The sequence below is a fragment of the Xanthomonas sp. BRIP62415 genome, from assembly GCF_003993515.1.
Classification (GTDB): Bacteria; Pseudomonadota; Gammaproteobacteria; order Xanthomonadales; family Xanthomonadaceae; genus Xanthomonas; species Xanthomonas euroxanthea.
This window is the reverse complement of record NZ_QEZH01000028.1, coordinates 28,066-43,287: the sequence shown is the minus strand read 5'-3', so window position 1 is coordinate 43,287 and position 15,222 is coordinate 28,066. Positions and strand designations below refer to the sequence as shown.

10 protein-coding genes and 2 pseudogenes are annotated in these 15,222 nt (G+C 56.0%); 2 read left to right on the top strand and 10 right to left on the bottom strand.

Features of this window, described 5'->3' with window-relative positions:
* Window positions 1–17 precede the first annotated feature (17 nt).
* Window positions 18–1,400, bottom strand: a complete 1,383-nt coding sequence (locus tag EO141_RS12870; RefSeq protein WP_127169389.1) for an MFS transporter — start codon at window positions 1,398–1,400, stop codon at window positions 18–20.
* A gap of 157 nt (window positions 1,401–1,557) precedes the next feature.
* Here EO141_RS12870 and EO141_RS12865 point away from each other — a divergent pair, with 157 nt between their 5' ends.
* Both EO141_RS12865 and EO141_RS12860 read left to right on the top strand, forming a co-directional pair.
* Complete coding sequence (locus EO141_RS12865) at window positions 1,558–2,142, top strand: gluconokinase (protein WP_127169388.1); 585 nt, start codon at window positions 1,558–1,560, stop codon at window positions 2,140–2,142.
* Between the two features lie 571 nt (window positions 2,143–2,713).
* Window positions 2,714–4,444 (top strand): PQQ-binding-like beta-propeller repeat protein, encoded by a 1,731-nt coding sequence (locus EO141_RS12860; protein WP_104649872.1) that lies wholly within the window; start codon window positions 2,714–2,716, stop codon window positions 4,442–4,444.
* A gap of 90 nt (window positions 4,445–4,534) precedes the next feature.
* Here EO141_RS12860 and EO141_RS12855 read toward each other — a convergent pair whose 3' ends face one another.
* The 9 genes and pseudogenes from EO141_RS12855 to EO141_RS12815 all read right to left on the bottom strand — a co-directional run bounded on the left by EO141_RS12855 (window position 4,535) and on the right by EO141_RS12815 (window position 15,061).
* Window positions 4,535–4,762 (bottom strand): hypothetical protein, encoded by a 228-nt coding sequence (locus EO141_RS12855; protein ID WP_164739199.1) that lies wholly within the window; start codon window positions 4,760–4,762, stop codon window positions 4,535–4,537.
* Window positions 4,743–5,192 carry a 3-dehydroquinate dehydratase gene (locus EO141_RS12850; protein WP_161960178.1) on the bottom strand — a complete coding sequence of 150 codons (450 nt, stop codon included), beginning with the start codon at window positions 5,190–5,192 and terminating at the stop codon, window positions 4,743–4,745. Before EO141_RS12850 ends, EO141_RS12855 begins: the two co-directional genes overlap by 20 nt.
* A 10-nt stretch (window positions 5,193–5,202) precedes the next feature.
* Window positions 5,203–5,637 carry a hypothetical protein gene (locus tag EO141_RS12845; protein ID WP_127169387.1) on the bottom strand — a complete coding sequence of 145 codons (435 nt, stop codon included), beginning with the start codon at window positions 5,635–5,637 and terminating at the stop codon, window positions 5,203–5,205.
* A 636-nt stretch (window positions 5,638–6,273) separates the two neighbouring features.
* A pseudogene (locus EO141_RS12840) lies at window positions 6,274–7,457 on the bottom strand (IS3 family transposase).
* A gap of 726 nt (window positions 7,458–8,183) precedes the next feature.
* Window positions 8,184–8,554, bottom strand: a pseudogene (locus EO141_RS12835) (transposase); the annotation flags it as partial.
* A gap of 135 nt (window positions 8,555–8,689) precedes the next feature.
* A complete protein-coding gene (locus EO141_RS12830; RefSeq protein ID WP_127169386.1) occupies window positions 8,690–10,639 on the bottom strand; it encodes a hypothetical protein in 1,950 nt (649 codons plus the stop codon).
* A 464-nt stretch (window positions 10,640–11,103) separates the two neighbouring features.
* Window positions 11,104–11,985: an RHS repeat-associated core domain-containing protein gene (locus EO141_RS12825; RefSeq protein WP_127169385.1), complete on the bottom strand. Its 882-nt coding sequence runs from the start codon at window positions 11,983–11,985 to the stop codon at window positions 11,104–11,106.
* 106 nt (window positions 11,986–12,091) lie between these two features.
* Window positions 12,092–12,406: a hypothetical protein gene (locus EO141_RS12820; protein WP_127169384.1), complete on the bottom strand. Its 315-nt coding sequence runs from the start codon at window positions 12,404–12,406 to the stop codon at window positions 12,092–12,094.
* A 123-nt stretch (window positions 12,407–12,529) separates the two neighbouring features.
* Window positions 12,530–15,061, bottom strand: coding sequence for an RHS repeat protein (locus tag EO141_RS12815; protein ID WP_127169383.1), 2,532 nt, complete (start codon window positions 15,059–15,061; stop codon window positions 12,530–12,532).
* Window positions 15,062–15,222: the final 161 nt, after the last annotated feature.

The window sequence follows — 15,222 nt, the reverse complement described above, 5'->3', positions numbered from 1 at the left end:
GGAAAGTGCGGACACGGTCAGCGGTGCTCCTGTTCGTCGCGCTTGCGCGCGGCCAGTTCGTGTTGGATGCGGCGCAACAAGCCGTCATCGAGTGGATAGAAACGCATGGTCCAGGCCGCCAGCAGCGCCACCGCGCCCGGGATCACCGTCAGCAGCAGCACGATGCCGGTCAACGACCCGGCAGACTGCGCGCTGTTGGCCACATAGCCCATGCCCGCCAGCACCCAGGCGATGCCGGCCGACGCCAGCGCGCCACCGAGCTTTTGCGAGAAGGTCGCGGCGGCAAAGGTCATCGCGGTGGCGCGCCGGCCGGTGCGCCACTCGGTGTAGTCGGCGCTGTCGGCATACATCGAAAAGGCCAGCGGCGACTTCGGCCCCAGCGCCAGCCCGATCAACATGTTCAACGCGAAGATCGCCCACACCGCATCGGCAGGAATGAAAAACATCAGGCAGCTCAACACGCCCACCATCGCCATCAGCGCGGTCATCAACTGGCGCTTGTCCCAATGCCGTGTCAGCAGCGGCGTGATCGCCGCACCCATCGCCAACGACACCGAATAGCCGCCCAGGAACAGCCCGGTCAGCTCCGGCCGCTGCACGTAGTACTTGAGGTAATACACGCCCGCACCGCCGCGCATGACAATGGTGATCATGATGATCAACGACAGCACGAACAGCACGCACCAGGGTTTGTTCTGCAGCAGGTCGGCGATGTCCCGGCGGACCGGCGTGCGCTGTTGCGGCGGTGGCTGCACGCGCTCGCGCGTGGTCAGCGCCACGGTCACGAACAGCGCCACCGCCACCGCGCCGTACAGCATCATCGTGCGCTGCCAGCCCAGTGCATCGTTGCCGGCACCGAGCCACGCCACCAGGTCCAGGGTGCAGTAATTGACCAGCGTGGTGCCGGCGAACGCGGCGATGAAGCGCAGGCTGATCAAGCTGGTGCGCTGGCTGCTGTCGGCGGTGATCACGCCCGACAATGCCGAGTACGGAATGCTCACCACGGTGTAGGCCAGCATCATCACCAGGAAGCTGATCGTGGCCCACCACATGCGCCCGTTCTGGTCCAGCGCAGGCGTGGTGTAGGCCAGCACACCGGTCACCGCCATCGGCACCGCGCCCCACAGCAGATACGGGCGGAATTTGCCCCAGCGGCTGCGCGTGCGATCGGCCAATGCCCCCATCGCCGGGTCGGCGATCGCATCGGCGATCTTGGTCAACAGGATCATCGTGCCCACCGCCGCTGCCGGCAGATGCATGGTGTCGGTGTAGAAGATCAGCAAGAACGCGGAGATGTTGGCCCAGTACAGATTCAGGCCCAGATCGCCGGCGCCGTAGCCCAGCTTTTCGCGCCAGCGCAGGCGCGCCGATGCAGGAGACGGTGCAGGCGATGACGGCATCGGCAGACCCTGGAGTGCGTTGAACCGGGCCGAGCGCGCCGTTACGCTGGCGGCTCGCTCACCTGGCGAGGAGCGCCGACGCTACACCACGCATCGGCTGCCGCCAACGTGAAATCCGGCAAAATGCCGAATCGCTCCGGAGATATAACCTGACGTGATGGACACCGCAGCCCCTGCTACACCCGCGTCCGCTTCGCCCCTGGCCATCGTGGTGATGGGCGTTTCAGGCAGCGGCAAGACCACCATCGCGCAGGCCCTGGCAGCGCATTACGGCTACCGTTTTCTGGATGCCGACGATTACCACAGCGTGGCCGCACGCGCGCAGATGGCCGCAGGCCAACCGCTCACCGATGCGATGCGCCTGCCCTGGGTGGAGTTGCTTGCGGCCACCTTGCGCGACTGCGTCCAGGCCGGCGAGTCGGTGGTGCTCGCGTTCTCGGGCTTGCGCGGCACGCATCGTCAATTGCTGCGCCGCAGCGGCATTCCGCTGCGCTTCGTGTTCCTGCACGCGGCCCCGCACGTGATCGCCGCACGCCTGAGCGCGCGCGCCGGCCATTTCATGCCGGCCAGCCTGCTCGACAGCCAGTTGCAGACACTGGAATTGCCGCTGGACGAAGCCGACGTGGTATCGGTGGATGTGGACGCCACGGTGGCGGAGGTGGTGCAGGATGCCATCGCGCAGTTGGCGCTGATCGCGCCCAATACGGCGCACAGCGCCGCGCCCTCGCCTCAAAGCGCCTGACGTAAAAGATAACGCAGCCCTGCATGGCTGTTTCCTTCTCCCTCCGGGAGAAGGTGCCCCGAAGGGGCGGGCGAGGGTAGGTGCGAAGCCATGCAATCCGGTCTCTCGTGTGGCATCGCCCCGTACCCCTCACCCCAACCCCCGCTCCGCGCCCCGGCCGGCGTTTGCGACGCGGGCGCTCCAAGGCACGCGCGCCAGTGGCGCGCAAACAGTGCCTTCTCGCCCCCTGGGGAGAGGGGCGCTGTTCAACACCGTGACCAACCTGACAAGGTGGCGCAAAATTTCCTGGTTACTTTTTTCAGACCATTGATTTGCGGGCAATACGCCGGTCTCGCGGCCAATCATTTTTCCTATCGCGGCTGGTGCAGATAGTGATGAATCATCAGTATTTGTGCGAATACCGAACAGGCTGAACGCAATTTTTGCGAGCTGGTCGTACCAGATGCGACCGGACCCGACCGTTGAATGAATGCAGCGACATGCGTGTGTTGCATGGTCTCGCCGATCGGCCATCTTCACTCGGCAGATCCGGGGGGATCCAGCGCTTCCTTCCATCTATGGACATGCCGTGATGACACATTCAATTCGCCGCTTGCGATTTCGCAGTTTGACGCTCGTTCCCTGCCTGCTTGCCAGCGCAGTGGCTTTCGCCCAGCCCGGCCCCGCAACCGCACAACAGCCGGTGTCGTCCCTGGATACCCAGGCCTTCGCAGGCTCCAGCCAGATCTGGCGCAGCTTCGGCAAAGACCTTCCGTTTGCCAGCCCCACCAGCTGGACCACCGCCGGCGGCGGCTACTTGAACCAGCGCTTCGCGCCGGGCGAGTGGAAGATCAACCGCACCACCGTCAAGGGCCTCGTCCCGGCCTGGACCCTGACCACCACCGGCGACATCTCGGCCACGCCGAGCGTGGAAGGTGGCACGTTGTACGTGCCCGACTGGGGCGGCACGCTGTATAGCGTCGACACCCAGACCGGCAAGCCGAACTGGCAGGCCAAGCTGTCCGACTACACCGGCAATGCCAACTCGGTGACGCGCAACACCCCGGCCATCAGCGCCAACAGCATCATCGTCGGCGACCAGGCCGCCGGTACCGTGCTGGCCATCGACAAGAAGACCGGCAAGCTGCTGTGGAAGACCACCGCCGAAGCCAACCCGCAGGCGCGCATCACCTCCTCGCCGGTGATCTACGGCAACCGCATCTACGTGGGCATTTCCTCCGGCGACTGGGGCAACCTGGATTCGACCCACACCTTCAGTTTCCGCGGCAGCGTGGTGGCACTGGATCTGAGTACCGGCAAGAAGGTGTGGCAGTTCTACAACGTGCCCGAGGGGTATACCGGCGCATCGGTGTGGGGCCAGGTGGCGATCGACCCGATCAGCCGCCGCCTGTATTTCGGCACCGGCAACAACTACAACATTCCCGCCAGCGTGGGTAACTGCGTCTCCAACGCGCGCTCCTACCGCGGCAGCGAACTCACCGTGCAGGACGAACTGGCGTGCATGGCCCCGGACAACTACGTCGACTCGGTGGTCTCGTTGAATCTGGACACCGGCAAGCTGGTCTGGGCCGACCGTGCACAAGGCTACGACGCCTGGAACCTGTCGTGCATCGTGGCGCCCACCAATGGCCTGTGCCCGAACACCCAGGCAACCAACCTGACCGGTCCTGATTACGACTTCGGCGGTGCCGGCGTGCAGCTGTTCACCGTGTGGCGCGACGGCAAGGCGCAGCAACTGGTCGGCGCAGGGCAGAAGAGCGGCATCTACTGGGCCTTCGACGCCAAGACCGGTGCCAAGGTGTGGTCGACCCAGGTCGGCCCCGGCGGCACCACCGGCGGCGTCGAGTGGGGCACTGCGTTCGACCCGTACAAGTCGCAGGTCTATGTGGCCATCAACAACAGCACCAACGCCACCTATACGCTGGGACCGGCGAACACCCAGAGCCACAATGGCGGCTCGTGGGCCGCGCTGGATGCCGCCACCGGCAAGATCAAGTGGCAGGTCAAGGTGCCCGGCATCAACCGCGTGAATCCGAACGTCCCGGCCGGTGGCCAGGGCTCGCTGACGGTGTCGCCGAACCTGCTCTACGCCGGGTCGATGGCCGGCAACATGGTCGCCCTGGATGCCGACACCGGCGCCACGCTGTGGAATCACGACGCCACCGGCTCGGTGATCAGCTCGCCGGCCATCGTGGACGGCGCGCTGTACTGGGGCGCCGGCTACGGCCGCTTCAACTTCGGCACGGCGGCGACGGCCAACCAGCTGACCAAGTTCGTGCCGGAGGCCAGCCCGGCCAAGTAAGCCTCAACCCGGGTGATCTGCGTCGAACGCCGCGCAATCACCGCAGGACAACGACGCCACCTTCCGGTGGCGTCGTTGTGTGTCACGCCGCTACAGCCGCGTGACCTGGCACAAGCGGATCTGCCCCGCTTCCAGCCCGTGCGCCTCGGCCGCGCGGCGGCGCAACGCACCCACCAGCCCGGCCGCATCCAGCACGCCATCGGCGGGCACCTCCACGCTGTGGGCCAGCTGCCCCCACAGCACCGGCCGACCGTCGCAATAGCCCTCGTAGTCGGCGAAGTAATGCAGCTGGCGCAGCTCAGGTACCGACGTGGACATCGCCCTGGATCTCCGTGCAGCCCAGATGTTCCAACGCGATCTCCAGCCCCAGCAGATAGCTCTGCGCGCAGTAGCCGCGCACCGTCGCGATTCGTTGCCCGAAACCCTCCGGCAGGCAACGCTCCGGTCGGTCCACGCTATCGTCGTGGGCCTCCACGAACGGATACGGCAACGCGCCCAGCACACGGTGCAGGCGCGCACTGTCCACGCAGCTGCCCGGATCGATCAACGCGATTTCCATCCGCGCCTGCCCGGCCACGCGCAAGGCATCCAGCAGCTCCTGCTCCGACCCGCAGGCACGCAAGGCCACCGTCTTGCCCGCGTCGCCGGCGCATTGCACGAGCTGCCGAATGACGGCCCGCGGCAACGGCTGCGGCCCACGCACCAGCGGCAACGATGCCTCCGGACCACGCACGATCATGATCGACATGGCGGCCTCCTCAGGCAGCGGCGCGCAACGGCGCGCACAGGGACGGCAGGCAGCGCGCGGCAATCCCCAGCGACATCGCATAGGCGCGCGGCGCGTCGTGCGGCGTGATCACCACCGCCAGCGGCGCATGCTGCGGATGCAGCCACGGCTCCAGCTCCTGGTCGGCATCAGTATGCAGCTCGATGTAGGGCGTGTGCAGCGCGTCCAATGCCGCACGCAATGCCGTCGCATGCACCTGCGCACGCGCGGACGGCGCCAGATCACCCGAATCCAGCAGCACCAGCTCCACCTCGGCGTCGCCACCGGCGGCCTGCAAGCCGGCGATCAGGCCGTCGACATCGGCGCACGCCAGCGTGCGCAACGCACGCCCGGCAAACTCGGGCAGCTGCAGCGGCGCCAGCTGCGCCGGATCGGCCTGCGGACCTTGCAAAATCAGGATACACATCGTGTTGGACTCAACGCACCACAGTGCGGGAGTGCCAAGGTAGGCGCGCAGGGCATAAAGGGGCTATTTGCGGATTAGTGGTCGGGCATAAAGAATGCGTAGTGGTTTCCACGCGCAGTACCAAACACAACTGGAACCTGTTCTCATACTGTGGCAACCTAGACGTGGGGCGTATAGGATCGAGTTGGGGAACCCAGGGGCGATAAGAAAAAAATATTCCAGTCACCGGATCTGTAAGTACAGGACCGGCGACGTATTGAACGACGCAGCTTGAATAATTCACTCACCTTACTTGGGTATTTTTATGATCCGTAGACTAGTTTTTCTAACTTTGCTGTTAGCAAGCTCCCAATGCTTCGCGGCTTACTCACTCGGGGGACAGAAGATAAAGAACATAGCCACTGGATGGGGAGGAGAAGCCATATATTTAGTAACTGAAGGCCCGCTACCTGCGGGTACAGGCTGCGGCGGTGGAAATCGCTTCATGATTACACCCAACGCGTTGATGTACAAAGAGATTCTGTCCATGGCACTAACGTCTCTGCAAAGCAAGAATACAGTAGAAATTTACGTGGATGGTTGCAGCGGAACTTCAATGCAAATTAAGGCATTCACTGTAGCTGAATGAGTGAAGAGTTAAACACCAGGTGCGGACTCCCATAAATAGTGCCAGCTTAAATTTAGAGGTCTGCGGAGATATGGATCACGGAACTCGGCGGGCGTTAGCCCGCCCAAGCTGTCGTGCGGGATCTGTTGGTTGTAGTCGGCCAGCTAATGCCAGGTCTGATCGCGGACTTCGCTCATGGTGCGGGAAAAATGTGCATTTCTAGTACGCCGCGTCGATAGCTGTCGTTGGAACGTTCGATGAAGCAGTTCTGCATCGAACACCTCGGCCCGATGAAATTCAATGCAATGCTTTTGCGCTCAGCTCACTCGACCAAGTCAGCGCGGAAAATTAAGGTCCTTCGTCCAGACGAAGCCTGTTCAGATTACCGCGCCAGGCCGCGATGCGTTCCGATGTTCGGATGACGCGTGCAGCCGGCAGATTCAAGTCCACCTCGATCGCCAAGGTTTCCCGGCTGAAATCGTCGATGACATTGAACGTGCGGAAACGTCGACCGTCCCATAGCGCATCGGACATGAAATCGATCGACCATCCAGCATTGGGTCGATCACCGCATGCCAGCGGCCGTGGATGACGCATCGGTATCCGGCGCCTGCTGCGACGACAATGATTGAGCTTCATCAGGCAGTGCACATGCCAAACCCTCCAGTTGTTCCACACATGTACGCGAAAACGGATGATCAGAAACAGCTCTACAAATCCATGCCCGGGAAAGCGCTCGGCCAATTCAGACAACAGCGCAATGACCTCCTTGTCGCGATCGGGACGACACCGACAGCGCGCTGTCGAGTGAGCTAACGCCTGAGCCACGCCAACCATTGAACAGGCCCAGCGCTCGCTCCAGCCATGCTGCTCGACGAGCCAGGCAAGAGCGGGCACTTGTGCGCCGGTCTATAGCTTTTTTGCGATCAGATCTTTCAACGCATGGTTCTCCATCGCCAACTCGGCATACTTCCTCTTGAGTTTGGCGTGCTTGGCTTCAACATCACGCAGCCGCTGCACATCGGAGGCCTCAATGCCGCCGTATTGGACTTCCAGACGTCGTACGTCGCATCGGAAATGCCCAGCTCACGGCAAATATCCTTGACTTGGTGGCCGCCCTCTACCTTCTTCAGCATGGCGAGGTCTGGCTCTCGCTGAACTCTTGCGATCGTTGGTCTCCTTGGCGACAGTGTGCCCAGCGAGATCTAACCATGGCTGGATCAATTTTACGCACGGCTGACAACATGCTCTAGAGCTCGCTCAAAATATAATGAGCGGCCTCGCGATCCGGCCCATGCTGCACAATCCCCGGTTCCCTGTACGTGAACTCTAAGTCCTCGTGTATGAGCACTTATTAGCAAGGCATACATTGCTCTTCCAGTGTGCGTGGATAGTGATATCGACCAGGCCGTTGGCGAACATTTTTGGAAGATTCGCATGCTCTCCGCTTAAAGAAAAAAAGACCACATCATTGGCATGAGGCATCAATTGCATCACTTTGCCAGATCCACTTCCGGCGCAAACCGAAAAAGACGACGCCAATAAGACCAAGCATGACCCAAAGATATTTAGCCGCATATATAGCAATTCTCTAGATTTTTATTAGCCGAATTACAGGGCGACCAACCCGCCCCCCTAACACTAGCTGTCCAAAAAAGCATCGAGACATGGAATATCTCAAGCACATGTAAATCCATCTTGTTTCAAGGCTTCTAACTTCGAACACGCAAAATGGCTGGTGCAAGGATGTTAATCTATTATCTTGCGCATTGCACCGATAATTGGCAGGCAGGAAAATCTAATGTCCCCAACCTGTAGGCATCGAGTTCACCTAGAAAGCCAACTTAACCGGACCTGACCCCGTTCCCGGAAAAGTCAACCTGACACCGTTCCCACATTGGATCCATTGAAGCAGTAGCGCATCATCATTGTCCTGCGGCTGGTAGTAGAACGCCGACCGGCTTTGCTTGACGATAGCGCAGGCTCGACGAACCCCAACGCGATACCGGTCGATCAGATGGCCCCCGAACGTCTTGCGCTGCGTGGGCCTCAGAACTTTTTTTACAGCACGTCCTGCAACATCACCTTGTCCAGGCTCAGATTGGCCACTAGCTGCTTGAGCTTGCGGTTCTCTTCCTGGCGTAGCCGGCGCAGTTCGGCCAAACCGAACCCGCCAAACTTCTTGCGCCACGCATAGAACGTGGCCTGGCTGATGCCCATCTTTCGGCAGATCTCCTAGACCGCCGTGCGGGTCTCGGCCTGCTTCAGGGCAAACGCGATCTGCTCTTTGGTGAACTTCGACTTCTTCATGGCGACGGGCCTCTTTGGTCTGAGTTTCGCCGAATTTTCTAGGTCTGGCTGGTCCAAGTTGTAGGGAGGAGGTCAGGAGGTCACCCAACCGCACAGCATGGCAATCCGTCCCTGCTGTGCACGGTAAAATTTTCGCTACGGGATATTTGCGGACTTCACAGCCTGCGTAGTCCGACCAAAGGCATCTATACAGAGTTGGCCTCCATTACAGTTTCTAGATACTTGTGAAGTATATACAGTTCCTTCTTGAGAAGTCACAGAGTTGATCTGCGGTCTTAGAAATACGGCCCCAAACTGATTTAAGTCAGCATATGGATGCCATCCAATTCGTTTTGGAAAACCACTGTCAGGATTACTGAGACTAGAAGCATACTGGAAATTTTTCACAGATTTGACGTTTCCGGAAACACTCTTCGTCACACTGAGCAAAAGGCCATCATTAACATATGGTGCATTTCCGTAAATATAAGTACTTAGCACTCCATCAGGCGCTAGTACTTTTGTCCGAGAGGTGCCTGGCGATGGATTAGTATTTGAAAACCAAATATCGGATTGATAATTATACTTCCAAGTAGCATTGGTTAAGCCGGGACCACTGATTGACTTCTCCACGACAGCAAGCGTCCAACCACCCAAATACGACGTCGGCTCGGTGGTCTGAGTTGGAAGTCCATTGGCCATAGAGTAACCGCTGCCATAACAAGACCAAGGGACTTGTGAACGGCCAAGCATTACCTTTGAGATTAGGAATCGTGCCGTCGCACCAGCAGGATTGGTAACGCTTACCACAGCCTGATCGCGAATGAGTCCGCCTGTCGTTGCGTCGGCATTTTGTATGCCTGACCAACTCGACGGATTACGGCAGGAGCCATATTCTCGATCTATCGTGAAGTCGAAACCTGGCCTAAATGTCCCCTCGTAGCTCCAAGAGCTTCCGTCCGGGTTTATCACTTTCGAATCCGAATAACTCCAAGTATATCCGTTTGCAACTACCGAAGACAGAACTCCCGACGTGTAGTTCAATGTAATAACACGCCCGTCGCTAGCGTCGATTCGATCTAATTTCACCATCTCAGTGGCTTTATTGGAGTAAGAATATCTTACCCAGTTTCCATGCCTATCCTCAATCCGAGTTGGATACCATCCAAGTCGCGCCACATCAATGCCTTCGTTGGATATAACCGGCCTTCCACCGATATATCTAAGGACGGTCGACATCCCTCTATAACGACGTTCCAGAGCTATCCAATCGAACCAGTATTTGGTGCCATCAGCTCGCTCAATAAAAAATCCTTCTCCAGAGCTGAAGTTTCGCTCGTCTGCGTATGTATTCCCTGAATTCCTAAGAGAATCGATACAAGACACATAATCCATTTTCGACGTCAGCCAAAAATAAGGTCTACCCGATGATGGGGAGGGCATCAACCCCTGATTGTATACGAGCAAATCATTCCCAACACCAGGGATCTGGAGAGACGGCGCGTTCCAAAACGTAAGCGCAGGGAAAGATTCTGGGTAAGTAGCATCTGCTGGAGGCGACAAATAAGCTTTGTCTTTAATTGAGCATACCTTGTTCTTTCGCGACTGATCAGAGCTAACTGGACCCGTTAGATATTGGTATGACGCAACCACCTTGGGCAGTCCCAGCTCCCACAAGCCCATGATTCTATATGAGTTAAGATAGTCGTCTTTAGACGACGGTGAGATCGTCAGCGAGCGTCTAAACTCGACAGGTAGATTGTCGTTTCCTGGCAACGCAACGTCAACGGCACTAAATGAAAGCGCGCCATTCTGCATCGAAAACTGCTCGCCGAATTGATTTCCTGGCGTACTTTTTTGCCTTTCGGGCTTATTGAGAAAGTTCTCATACCGGAGGTCAACAACATTAGAAGGAAAACTCTGCTGTGCCCAGGATGCAACCGGGTTAAGGCACAGCACTGACAATAAAAGTCTAGGAAGATATTCTTTCTTTCTCAGCGAACAGCCAGAAAATATTGTGCTATTCATCGCCGATAATAATCTACGGCAATCAACATTAACACATTTTTTTATTGAACGAATTTCTTTAGCGTTCTCGACACACACTTTTCATCTCCCTTATCCCACGACGACGGGCTCATATCCATTATTTTCGGAATGCTATGGATATGCGCTCGCGATAAAATCTCCAATCAAAGAACACTCATAGCAATTCCAAGAGCATCTCAAAATTTTAAATAAATAAGTTCTACCAACTGCAGCAAATCCTCTAAAGGAGTAGGAATATAGCGAGAATTACAAAGGGGTACAGTCCAAGCATGGTGCGCACTAAAATTAAAAGTAGCTTGATTTTTTTCGGCCAGAAAACTTTAGGCACGTCGAAATCAAAGACCACCTTCATAATCGCGTAAGAATTACTAGGACCAACTCCTCCCTGCGCACCCAAATAATTAAAGTACTCCAAATCCACTGTTCTTAACGCCGACAACAGCCATCGCGCACAATAGTAATAAATTGCGCCATAGATTGTGCCGACACTGATTAATAGCTTAGCGTCCACCTTATCACCTCTATTGATTTATCTCTTTCTCGCGCAGAGGTCCCCACTCGAAGAAATTAATTACGGGTGAAAATTTTGCCATCTCACCAAGGCCGACACCAGCTTTCGGCACAACCTCGACCGAACCGCCCGGATCGAAATTTACGTCTACGCCCGGATGCACTATCGCCCCGCCTTTAATGCTCACTCCTCCACTAAATTCAATTTTGGAGTCCATCTGCTTGTCAACTATATTAATCTTGAAACCTTCTTTTGGCTGACCGGAAACGTTGACATCTGCCCCTATTCCAACTGGAATAAATCCAATCTGTCCTTCGAAATTTTTTAAACTTATCGACCCTTCAAGGCCAACACCTAATGCTGCCGCAGCCTCAAATTTGAAGTCGACTGCGTCTGAAGTAGCATTGGATGCGCTGTCAATCCTATCTGCTTTGCTGATTAATTCTTGCCTAAGGTTAAGCATGTAACAAAAAGGACAACGCCCATCTATGTCTTTAAATTTATAGGGGTTTCCGAACGCATACACGTAACGGTTAAATAGCCTTGTATCTTCGGCATCCTTGGCACCAATCGGGTCCGCGCTAAGAAACAAGCCCACCTGCGGATCGTAGTACCGTTGTTGCATGTAAGTCAGTCCAGTGGCAGCATCCATTACATGCCCCGTGTAGCCAACTACATCTGTGGGCGACCCTAAGTTTGCACCATAAGGTTCATATTCTCGCCGTTCAATGACGTTGCGATTTGTATCCGTTAGCACGGAAGTAGAACCAAGGCCATCTGTATGTACATAACGGATAACTTGCGCTGAGGCAACCGAGCTGAAACTGAGGGAAAACATACACGTCAGTAAAGTGTACAGCCAGCGGCTAACAGTTTTTGTAGTTTCACTCATGCCATTTCCAATATTTAGATAGTAGTTCAGGCTTTTGAACCCTTGAGGACAAGCAAGAGTGCACAAGAATCGTATCTAACTGATGCGCACCAAGCCGCCTTTTGATTCACCTAAGATAAGCCTCAACAATGTCGCAGCCAGCTGCCTGATAATCCGTCTTTCTTTTATTGACCAGAGCTGCTAGTAAGGTTGCCATCAGACAGAGCCTTACACCGCTCCTAGCCTTGTCGTAATACATCGCTGGTGAGTTTTTACATTCTTGCGCAAGAGATCCAAACCATACGAAGTGCGCTGCTGATGCCTGATAAGCGCCCAGCTGAGTCACTTCCACGTCAGGTACCCATTCATTTTCTAAGGCCCAAGTAATAGCTAGAAATAATCCCAAGGCTGCTGCTAGCATACCAATGAAAAATAGCTTCATATTATTTCCAATTATTCACCCAAGCAGCTTTAAAAATTAGCGCGCTATTCATGCGATCATCGACATCTACCGATAGAAAATTTTCTCGACGTCGTTGCCCTTATGCATCGAGCTCTTGGGAAATTAGTTAAGGAGGAGCTGATATAGTAACGGAACAATATCGGCCGCAGAGCGCTTGACATGCGAGAGTCCTGATACCGCACTGCAAGCGCCGTTTTGCGTACAGCCGAGCACGCGATATGAATATGTACCCGAAGGGCGTGACAACGACGTCCAAGTAGTTTGGTCGCCCTCGTAAACGGAAGTCCAGGTCAGCCCGTCGATACTTTCCTCAACCACGTAGCGCACGACTCCCGGGTTAGCACCCCAAGTCAAGGCGTTTTTCGTGGCAGGCAGGTAACCGATGGGCCATTCCACTTCAGCGACGTTGCTTCCGCCAAGTGTCACGTATTCTGTGATTTTGGAGCGACGCTGGTTTTTCTGAAAACGCAGGACACCCGCTTGGTCGTACATGGAGGCAACAGCGCCTGATGATTGGGTTGCCAACGTGCGTCTGCCGTTGCCGTCGTATCGATACATCTCCTTATTCGTTGCGGCACGCAGTCGATTACCGAAGTCAAACGCGTATGTCTGCCCATTCTTGTTGATTAGGTTTCCCTGCATATCGTACGCAAGACCTACAACGGTACCTCCATTACAGCTGCCACCGGTTTTGATGTTCGTCAGATGCCAGTATGGATCGTAGCAATACGAATGATCGCGACCCGCTATCGCCACCTTTGTCAGATTATCCAACGCATCGTAGGCATAGGTTGCATTACCGAACATCGGAGAGGATGCCGACTTCAATCTGTCCAGTCCGTCGTATTCCATACTCCGATTTCCACGCCCATTACGCCATGAAGCATTGTCAGTAATTGACTTGACATTGCCATTCTGGTCGTATGTATAGCTATCACTTAGAACTGCGATCCCGCTGTGCGTGTCCTGGCTTGTACCGGGAAGCTGACGACGGTTTTGGGCCATCGTGTGCAAAATGCCGTTGCCATACGTGAACTGCCGAATTGCGCCGTTGGGGTAGTAGCTGACTGCGCTAGCATACGCACCCGCGCGAGTCGACTGACCTAGCGCGTTGGGTGCATAATCGATGGTTTGACCTGTTGGATAGCGATGCGCCGCTAGATTTGCATTAGCGTCATAGATCGAACTCATTGCCCAGGTTTCGCCGTCCGCCTGTCCCTGACTTTCTCCGATTAGGAGACGTCGCCTGTTGTACGAATAGCTATTGTAGGTGGCGACACCATTGTTCAATGTCGTGATTTGCTTGGTCAGGCCGTCTGGCCAGTAGCTTAGGCGTTGATTGCCATTGCCATCGGGAAAACCAAGTGATGCGATGCGATTTCGCGCATCGTAGCTTCGATCGACCCTGCGAGCGGCTATCGTTGCAGATGCGCCGTTCGTGTCGCAGCCGATGTCCATAGGCAGACCCGCAGCTGTCCACCGGACGTTGCCCGCACCGTCATACCCGGTCAATGTAGCGCCTGTCTCCGGCTCGACCGAACGGCAAAGTTCCTGATTGCTGTTGTATGCGTATGTACGAGTTAGCGCCTGGCTCCAATCGTTGCTATGCCGTGTGATTGCAGTGGGTTTTCCGAAGACATCGCGCGATATCTCGGTAACGGCACCTTCCGGATGCTGGATCCAGACGGGCTTGTCGTACGCCGGTTGATCGAAGACTTGATAGCCAGTCACAGTACTCTGCCCATTCGGGTTTGTTACTCGCGTTTGGTTACCGGGTAGATATTCGGTACGTGTTACTAGTGCATCGTTACCCAACTCGGTGTCCTGGCCGATCCAGATAGTTCGTCCTAATGCGTCGTATCCTGTCCACGTTCCTGTGGTCAACGCTTCGCTATTGCCAGGATAGGAGGTGAATGTCACACGCCCCTCGTGGTCGTATGTAAATTTTTGGAACCGTTGTGTACCGGCTTCATTGGCTGCATCAAATTCGCGCGTGAGTACAGGGCGCCAGAACGCATCAAAATATGTCAGCTTTCGATAGTTTCCAGTCACTATTGTTTGGCGCCAGTGCCCTCCGGCAATTCCGAACTCTGCTCCAGGGACAAGTTCGAACGCCTGCGATGTTAAGTTCCAAGCAGTGCTATCGCCTTCCGGATAGGAGATCCTCGCGAGCCTCCCCATCGTGTCGTAGCCATATGAGGTGGTGTAGCCATTTTCATCGGCAACTGCTGTGATCCAACCATTGTCGTCAACCGCGGCTGATTCGCCAGTGCCATCCGCGTAGCGAACCCATTGTGGAATGCCTCGCTTCCATGCAGACAACGTCGTCGTATTGCCATTGCCGTCGCTGGCCGTTGCAACGGTTCCATCTGGGTTGTAAGTCAACGTCTGCTGCAGTTTTCCGAAGAGGCGCGTGGCTACCGGCTGAGCATTCGTACCGTAGGTGACTTCCGATCTTGTGATGCCATTGACGACCACCTTCGACGTTTGCCCGAGCACCCATTTGGAGGTATCGTCGTAGTACGACAGCGTCTCTGTCTTGGTATAAGTCTGAGCCTGCGCCGCTCCTGATAGGTACAGCAGTGACGCCAGAGATGCTGAAAGCTTCAACAGTTGTTGATGTTTCTTACTCATCTTGTCCTCGTGAGTTTACTATTTTCTTGTCAGCCACAATCGCTGTGTGAGGCTTCTTTCTGGGATCTGATCTTGCGATAGGCATAACAAGGTCGGTCATTCGTCTCAACCGGCTAAGCTATTGAATTGTCATCAGCCTCTATCTTCACAAGCTGGCTAGA

Excerpts from the sequence above, each read along its gene's own strand:
- EO141_RS12845 (WP_127169387.1), bottom strand. The coding sequence starts at position 5,637 with ATGTGTATCCTGATTTTGCAAGGTCCGCAGGCCGATCCGGCGCAGCTG.
- EO141_RS12865 (WP_127169388.1), top strand. The coding sequence starts at position 1,558 with ATGGACACCGCAGCCCCTGCTACACCCGCGTCCGCTTCGCCCCTGGCC.
- EO141_RS12860 (WP_104649872.1), top strand. The coding sequence starts at position 2,714 with ATGACACATTCAATTCGCCGCTTGCGATTTCGCAGTTTGACGCTCGTT.
- EO141_RS12850 (WP_161960178.1), bottom strand. The coding sequence starts at position 5,192 with ATGTCGATCATGATCGTGCGTGGTCCGGAGGCATCGTTGCCGCTGGTG.
- EO141_RS12855 (WP_164739199.1), bottom strand. The coding sequence starts at position 4,762 with ATGTCCACGTCGGTACCTGAGCTGCGCCAGCTGCATTACTTCGCCGAC.
- EO141_RS12870 (WP_127169389.1), bottom strand. The coding sequence starts at position 1,400 with ATGCCGTCATCGCCTGCACCGTCTCCTGCATCGGCGCGCCTGCGCTGG.
- EO141_RS12820 (WP_127169384.1), bottom strand. The coding sequence starts at position 12,406 with ATGAAGCTATTTTTCATTGGTATGCTAGCAGCAGCCTTGGGATTATTT.
- EO141_RS12825 (WP_127169385.1), bottom strand. The coding sequence starts at position 11,985 with ATGAGTGAAACTACAAAAACTGTTAGCCGCTGGCTGTACACTTTACTG.
- EO141_RS12815 (WP_127169383.1), bottom strand. The coding sequence starts at position 15,061 with ATGAGTAAGAAACATCAACAACTGTTGAAGCTTTCAGCATCTCTGGCG.